Here is a 6,939-nt window from a genome sequence, read left to right as displayed (position 1 = left end):
CCGGCGGAAAACCACCAAAACTCGCCATCACTGCCGTCATGAGAAAGCTCATCGTCACCGCAAATGCCCTGCTCAAGGCAGATCGCATCTGGCGCAAATCACTCGCTTGACCATCACGGATACTCTAATACTTACTCCGTCATCCCCGCGAAGGCGGGGATCCATCTCTTGACCTCACGTCCAAAGGATAGGCTGGGAGATGGATTCCCGCCTTCGCGGGAATGACGAGGAAAATCAGAACTCGATCAAGGCCGTCTTGGTCTTGAGGTTCGCCATATAGGCTTCCCGCCCCAGATCCTTGCCGATCCCCGACTGCTTATACCCACCAGTCGGCAGGATGAAGTCATTGCTCCGTCCATAGCGGTTGACCCACACCGTCCCGGCCTCCAGCGACCGCGTGGCCCTGAGCGCCCGTGCCACATCGCCGGTATGCACGCCCGCCGCCAGCCCATAATCGCTGTCATTCGCCAGCGCATAAGCCTCTTCCTCATCGGCAAAGGTCTGGACCGTCAGCACCGGCCCGAAAATCTCGCCCTGCACGGCTTCGCTCTTCTGGTCGACACGCCCAAGCAGCGTCGGCGCGAAATAGCTGCCCTCCTGCGGCGCAGTCGCCCGTCCACCACCGACCAGCACTTCGGCCCCCTCGGATATGGCGCGCTTGACGATGCCGTCCATCCGGTCGAGCTGCCCTTCGGAAATGATCGGCCCCAAAGTCGTATCCGTGCGCCAGGTCGGCCCCGCCTTATGTGCGTTGAAGGCAGCGACCACCCGGTCGATCACCTGATCCGCCACCTTTTCCTGCACCAGCAGCCGCGAACCAGCCACGCAGACTTGCCCGGCATTGAGCGTGATCGCCCGCGCCACAATAGCCGCAGCCTTATCCAGCCCGGCATCGGCAAAGACGATCTGCGGGCTTTTCCCGCCCAGTTCCAGCGTGACCGGCTTGGGTCCGGTTTCCGCGCAGGCCGCCATGATCGCAGCCCCCGTCCGGGTGGATCCGGTAAAAGTCACCTTCGCAACTTCCGGCCGCCGCACCAGCGGATCGCCCACCGAGCGCCCATCGCCCTGCACGACATTGAACACGCCTGCGGGCAGACCAGCCTCGATCGCCAGTTCCGCCAGGCGCACGATGCTGAACGGCGTCATCTCCGAAGGCTTCAGGACGACGCTGTTCCCCGCCGCAATGGCCGGCGCGATCTTCCAGCCCGCCATCACCAGCGGCAGGTTCCATGGGCTTATCGCCGCCACCACGCCATAGGGTTCCGTGATGGTCAGCCCCAGCTTGTCCGGCGTCGTAGCCGCCACTTCGCCGCCGACCTTGTCCGTCCATTCCGCGAAGAAACGGATCGTTTCGGCGGTATAGCTCAAGTCCCAGGCGTTGATCTCGTTGATCGTACGGGTCGAACCCAGCGCTTCCAGCGGCGCCAGATTGGCCGCATCCGCCTCGATCAGATCGGCCCAGCACCGCAGCACTTTCATCCGGCCCCGCGGGTCGGTCTGCGCCCAGCCGCTTTTCTTGTAAGCGACCTGCGCATTTTCCACTGCCTCGGCCAACTGCCCTGCGTCCACGCTATCCAGTTCCGCCTGAACCCGCCCATCCGAAGGCCGCCGTACCGTGATCGTCTGGCCCCGCCCTTCGACCCGGCGGCCGCCGATGAAGTTGTTGGCCTTGGCCAGACTGATGAGATCGGGGTTGAAACCGTCCACGGCATAATCTCCTGCTACGCGCCTGCGCAGTAAAATAGGGTAGCGCGGCGGCATTTGTTGCAGTTGCGCCGGAAAGACTGCGCGATATTCTTCCAAAAAAAACGCGAAGGCGGCAGCCAATGCTTGGCAGCGTCCCCTAATGTCCGGATCACTGATTCATGACCAAAGGCGGTTTCCCTTCCCGCCAAGGAGCAAGACGCATGGCGACAGGCATAGAGGCGATGGTGGACCTGCGGCGCATGACCGCAGAGGATCTGGCCGCCGCCCACGACCTTTCCCACGAACAGAAATGGCCGCACCGGATCGAGGATTGGGAGATGCTGTTCCAGCTCGGCTTCGGCTATGTGGCGGAGCGGGACGGCCCGAACAACCAACGGGAAGTGATCGGCACCGCCATGGCCTGGCTCTATGGCGATGACGCCGCGACTCTGGGCATGGTGATCGTCTCGCCCAAGGCGCAAGGCCTGGGGATCGGCCGCCGTCTGATGGATGCGGTGCTGCACGATCTAGGCGATCGCACGGTGATGCTGAACGCCACCGACGAAGGCGCGCCGCTCTACCGCAAGCTCGGTTTCGAACCGGTCGGGCCGGTGTTCCAGCATCAAGGCGCGGCCTTCGCGGTCCCGATGGCCGAACTCATCCCCGACGAGCGCGTCCGTCCACTCGGAAGCAAGGACATGGATGTGCTGCGCGATCTCGCCCGGCAGGCGACCGGCATGAACCGCGACGCGCTGCTGGACGCGCTGGTCCCCGGTGCGCAGGGAGTGGTGCTGACGCGCAGCAATGAGCCGGTCGGCTTCGCCCTTTTCCGCCGCTTCGGGCGGGGCTATGTGGTCGGACCGACCGTCGCGCCCGACACGGGCGGGGCAAAAGCGCTGATCTCGCATTGGCTGGGATCGAACAGCGGCATGTTCTGCCGGCTCGACGTGCCGGAGGAAAGCGGATTGGGCGGCTGGCTCGATGAGCTGGGCCTGCCCTGCGTCGGCCGCGTCATGCGCATGGTGCGCGGCAAGCCCATCGATGCCAACGCCCCGGTCAAGACCTTCTCCCTCACGACACAGGCTCTCGGATGACACTCTCGCTCAACAACCCCTCGCTGCTGATCGAACGCGCCTTCATCGGGGGCGAATGGGTCGGTGCACAGACTGGCGCGACGCTGGATGTCGACAACCCGGCGACGGGCGCGATCATCGGCACAGTTCCCGATTGCGGCGAGGCGGATACGCAGGCTGCCGTCGATGCGGCGCATGCGGCATGGCCTGCGTGGCGCGCGAAAACTGCCGGCGAACGGGCGGCGGTGCTGGAGCGCTGGCATGCGCTGGTGATGGATAATTTGGCCGATCTCGGCCGGATCATGACCGCCGAACAGGGCAAGCCCACGGCCGAGGCGGAGGGCGAAATCCGCTATGCGGCAAGCTTCATCAAATGGTTCGCCGAGGAAGGCCGCCGCATCGATGGCAGCATCATCCCCGCGCCGGAAGCCAATCGCCGCATCCTGGTGATGAAGGAGCCGGTCGGCGTGTCGGCGGCGATCACCCCCTGGAACTTCCCGGCGGCGATGATCACCCGCAAATGCGCACCGGCGTTGGCGGCGGGATGCCCGGTGGTGGTGAAGCCTTCGGAGCTGACGCCCTTCACCGCACTGGCGCTGATCAAGCTGGCCGAGGAAGCGGGATTCCCCAAGGGCGTGATCAACATCGTCACCGGCCAGGCCGCCCCGATCGGCAAGATACTGACCGGCAGCGAGACCGTGCGCAAACTGTCCTTCACCGGATCGACGGCGGTCGGCGCATTGCTGATGCGGCAGAGTGCCGACACCATCAAGCGCCTGAGCCTGGAGCTGGGTGGCAATGCGCCGCTGATCGTGTTCGACGATGCCGACCTTGACCTCGCGGTCGCGGCGACCATGGCGAGCAAGTTCCGCAACGCCGGGCAGACCTGCGTCTGCGCGAACCGCATCCTGGTGCAGGACGGCGTGTACGAAGCTTTTGCCGAAAAGCTCGCCAAGGCCGTCTCCGCGCTGAAGGTTGCGCCGGGCGATCAGGACGGCAGCACCATCGGACCGCTGATCAACCGGGCCGCGGCCGAAAAGGTCGAGGCGCATGTCGAGGATGCACTGGCTCATGGAGCGACGATCTTCGCCCGCGCGCCCCAGGGCGCAAGTGGCGAACGCTTCGCCACGCCCGTCATCCTGACCGGCGCCACCCGCGACATGCGGCTGGCACGCGAGGAAACGTTCGGCCCCGTCGCCCCGCTGTTCCGCTTCGACGACGAGGAAGAGGGCATTGCCCTCGCCAACGACACCAGCTTCGGCCTTGCCAGCTATTTCTACACCGAAAACCTCCACCGCGCCTTCCGCGTGGGCGAACGGCTGGAGGCGGGCATGGTGGTGCTCAACACCGGTGGGATCGCGATGGAAATGGCGCCCTTCGGCGGCATCAAGCAATCGGGTCTGGGCCGCGAAGGCGCGCATGCAGGGATCGAGGAATATCTGGAGACCAAGGCGTTCCATATCGGGGGCCTGAAGCTCTGACACATAGGAGGCGCGAAACCCCAGATCCTGCATGCACGGGTCAGGGTTTCGCCTTCCTGACGCGGTTCATCCGCATTTCTCAGACGCAGGAAAGATCGCCATGACACGCAAATACAGCATCTCCGTCATCCCCGGCGACGGCATCGGCAAGGAAGTCATGCCGGAGGGCATCCGCGTCCTTGAACGCGCAGCCAGCCTCTATGGCTTCACCATCGATCAGAAGTGGCATGATTTCGCCTGCTGCGACTATTACGCCAAGCATGGCCAGATGATGCCGGACGATTGGAAGGCGCAGATCGGCAGTCCCGATGCGATCTTCTTCGGCGCGGTCGGCTGGCCCGATACTGTGCCGGATCATGTCTCGCTCTGGGGATCGCTGCTCCAGTTCCGGCGCGAATATGATCAATATGTGAACCTGCGCCCGGTGCGGCTGATGCCCGGCGTCCCCTGCCCGCTCGTGGGCCGTGAGCCGGGCGATATCGACTTCTGGGTCGTACGCGAGAATACGGAAGGCGAATATAGCTCGGTCGGCGGCAAGATGTTCCCCGGCACGGATCGCGAAGTCGTGATCCAGGAAACGGTGATGACCCGCCACGGCACCGACCGCGTGCTGCGCTACGCCTTCGAACTGGCGGCGACGCGGGAGCGCAAGCATGTCACCTCCGCCACCAAGTCCAACGGCATCGCCATCACCATGCCCTGGTGGGACGAGCGGGTGGAAGAGATGGCGAAAAATTATCCGACCGTCACCCATGACAAATATCATATCGACATATTGACGGCGCAGTTCGTGCTGAACCCGGACCGCTTCGATGTGGTGGTGGCGTCCAACCTGTTCGGGGATATTTTGTCGGACCTTGGCCCGGCCTGCACTGGCACCATTGGGGTTGCGCCTTCGGGCAATATCAACCCGGATCGGACCGCGCCCTCGCTGTTCGAGCCGGTGCACGGTTCCGCGCCGGATATTGCGGGCTTGGGGTTAGCCAATCCGGTCGGCCAGATCTGGTCGGCGGCGATGATGCTGGAGCATCTGGGCGAAGCCGAAGCCGCCGCCGGGATCATGCGCGCGGTGGAGACTGTGCTGGCGGAACCGGGGCTGCGGACCGGCGACCTCAAGGGCAAGGCCAACACCATCGAGTGCGGCAAGGCGATTGCTGACGCCCTTTCCTGAAGCCTTAAAGCGGCGCAGCAGAAAATGCTGCGCCGCTTCCTCAAAAAACCGCGTCCCTCCCATCCACCTCTGCAAATTGGCGCATCCGACCGCGGGCGCGGGATAGTCTGATCCCATAACCAACACCGCGAGTTTCCTGATGACGCTGACTCCCAACCGGTCCCTGATCGACATCGACCGCGATCACCTGATCCACCCCGTCACTTCCTTCCGCGGCCATGAAGCGCGCGGCGCGACACTGCTGCAAAGCGGCAAGGGCATGTGGCTGGCCGACATGGACGGCAATCAGTTGCTCGATGCCTTTGCGGGCCTGTGGTGCGTCAATGTCGGTTATGGCCAGGAAAGCATCGTCGAGGCCGCGGCGGAACAGATGCGCCGTCTGCCCTATGCGACGGGCTATTTCCACTTCGGGTCGGAACCGGCGGTGCGGCTGGCGGAAAAGCTGGTCGACCTCAGCCCGGAGGGGCTTGAGCATGTCTATTTCACCCTGGGCGGGTCCGATGCGGTGGACTCCGCGATCCGTTACATCGTGCATTATTACAACGCGACCGGCCGTCCCAACAAAAAGCAGTTCATCGCGCTGGAGCGCGGCTATCATGGTTCCAGCACAACGGGTTCCGGCCTGACGGCGCTCACGAATTTCCACCGCAATTTCGACCTGCCGCGCCCCTGGCAGCATCATATTCCCTCGCCCTATCCCTATCGCAGCGACCTGACCGACGATGCCGCGACTATTGCCCGCTCCGTCCAGCAACTGAAGGACAAGGTGACGGAACTGGGAGCCGACACTGTCGCCGCCTTCTTCTGCGAACCGATCCAGGGGTCCGGCGGCGTCATCGTGCCGCCCAAGGGCTGGCTCAAGGCGATGCGCGACACCTGCACCGAACTCGACATATTGTTCGTCGTCGATGAAGTCATCACCGGCTTCGGCCGTACCGGGCCGCTGTTCGCCTGCGAGACGGAAGATGTGTCGCCCGATCTCATGACGCTCGCCAAGGGTCTCACCTCCGGTTATGTGCCGATGGGCGCGCTTCTGATGTCGGATAAAATCTATCAGGGCATTGCGGACGGTGCGGCGCCCGAACTCGCCATCGGCCATGGCTTCACCTATTCGGGCCATCCGGTGAGCGCGGCCGTGGGTCTGGAAGTGCTGCGGCTCTATATCGACGGCGGCATCCTTGCCAACGGACAGAATGTGGGCAAACGCTTCGACGCGGGTCTGGCGGGCCTTGCCGACCATCCGATGGTGGGCGACACGCGCGGGCGCGGCCTGCTCGGCGCGATCGAACTGGTGGCGGACAAGGCGACCAAGGAACGCTTCGATCCCTCGCTCAAGATTCCCGACCGGCTGTTCGCGCAAGGCTATAGGAACGGCGTCATTTTCCGGTCTTTCCCCGACAATATCATCGGCCTTGCCCCGGCGCTCTGCGCGTCGGACGGGGAGATGGACGAGATTTTCGCACGCATTCGCAGGACACTGGACGATCTGCTTGAAGAAGCGGATATTCGTGCGGCGGTGGGATAAGAA

The 6,939-nt window shown here is 63.9% G+C and carries 5 protein-coding genes; 4 read left to right on the top strand and 1 reads right to left on the bottom strand.

Annotation, left to right across the window (positions count from 1 at the left end; translation table 11 throughout):
* Positions 1-234: 234 nt before the first annotated feature.
* Positions 235-1,707: an aldehyde dehydrogenase family protein gene (locus HHL26_RS09820; protein ID WP_346765573.1), complete on the bottom strand. Its 1,473-nt coding sequence runs from the start codon at positions 1,705-1,707 to the stop codon at positions 235-237.
* A gap of 200 nt (positions 1,708-1,907) precedes the next feature.
* On the opposite strand from HHL26_RS09820, the gene HHL26_RS09815 reads away from it, so the two are divergent.
* The 4 genes from HHL26_RS09815 (at position 1,908) to HHL26_RS09800 (ending at position 6,936) form a co-directional block, all read left to right on the top strand.
* Complete coding sequence (locus tag HHL26_RS09815; protein ID WP_066558508.1) at positions 1,908-2,780, top strand: GNAT family N-acetyltransferase; 873 nt, start codon at positions 1,908-1,910, stop codon at positions 2,778-2,780.
* Entirely contained in the window at positions 2,777-4,240 is a 1,464-nt protein-coding gene (locus HHL26_RS09810) for an NAD-dependent succinate-semialdehyde dehydrogenase (protein ID WP_066558510.1), read from the top strand. Before HHL26_RS09815 ends, HHL26_RS09810 begins: the two co-directional genes overlap by 4 nt.
* Positions 4,241-4,340: 100 nt before the next feature.
* Complete coding sequence (locus HHL26_RS09805; protein WP_066558512.1) at positions 4,341-5,411, top strand: tartrate dehydrogenase; 1,071 nt, start codon at positions 4,341-4,343, stop codon at positions 5,409-5,411.
* A gap of 139 nt (positions 5,412-5,550) precedes the next feature.
* Entirely contained in the window at positions 5,551-6,936 is a 1,386-nt protein-coding gene (locus HHL26_RS09800; RefSeq protein WP_066558514.1) for an aspartate aminotransferase family protein, read from the top strand.
* Positions 6,937-6,939: the final 3 nt, after the last annotated feature.

Origin of the sequence: Sphingobium sp. TB-6, from assembly GCF_012927365.1 — a bacterium.
Classification (GTDB): domain Bacteria; phylum Pseudomonadota; class Alphaproteobacteria; order Sphingomonadales; family Sphingomonadaceae; genus Sphingobium.
This window is presented reverse-complemented; position numbering and strand designations above follow the sequence as displayed.

What these genes read in the sequence shown, in the direction of transcription:
- HHL26_RS09815 (WP_066558508.1), top strand. Translation starts at nt 1,908, where the DNA reads ATGGCGACAGGCATAGAGGCGATGGTGGACCTGCGGCGCATGACCGCA.
- HHL26_RS09810 (WP_066558510.1), top strand. Translation starts at nt 2,777, where the DNA reads ATGACACTCTCGCTCAACAACCCCTCGCTGCTGATCGAACGCGCCTTC.
- HHL26_RS09805 (WP_066558512.1), top strand. Translation starts at nt 4,341, where the DNA reads ATGACACGCAAATACAGCATCTCCGTCATCCCCGGCGACGGCATCGGC.
- HHL26_RS09800 (WP_066558514.1), top strand. Translation starts at nt 5,551, where the DNA reads ATGACGCTGACTCCCAACCGGTCCCTGATCGACATCGACCGCGATCAC.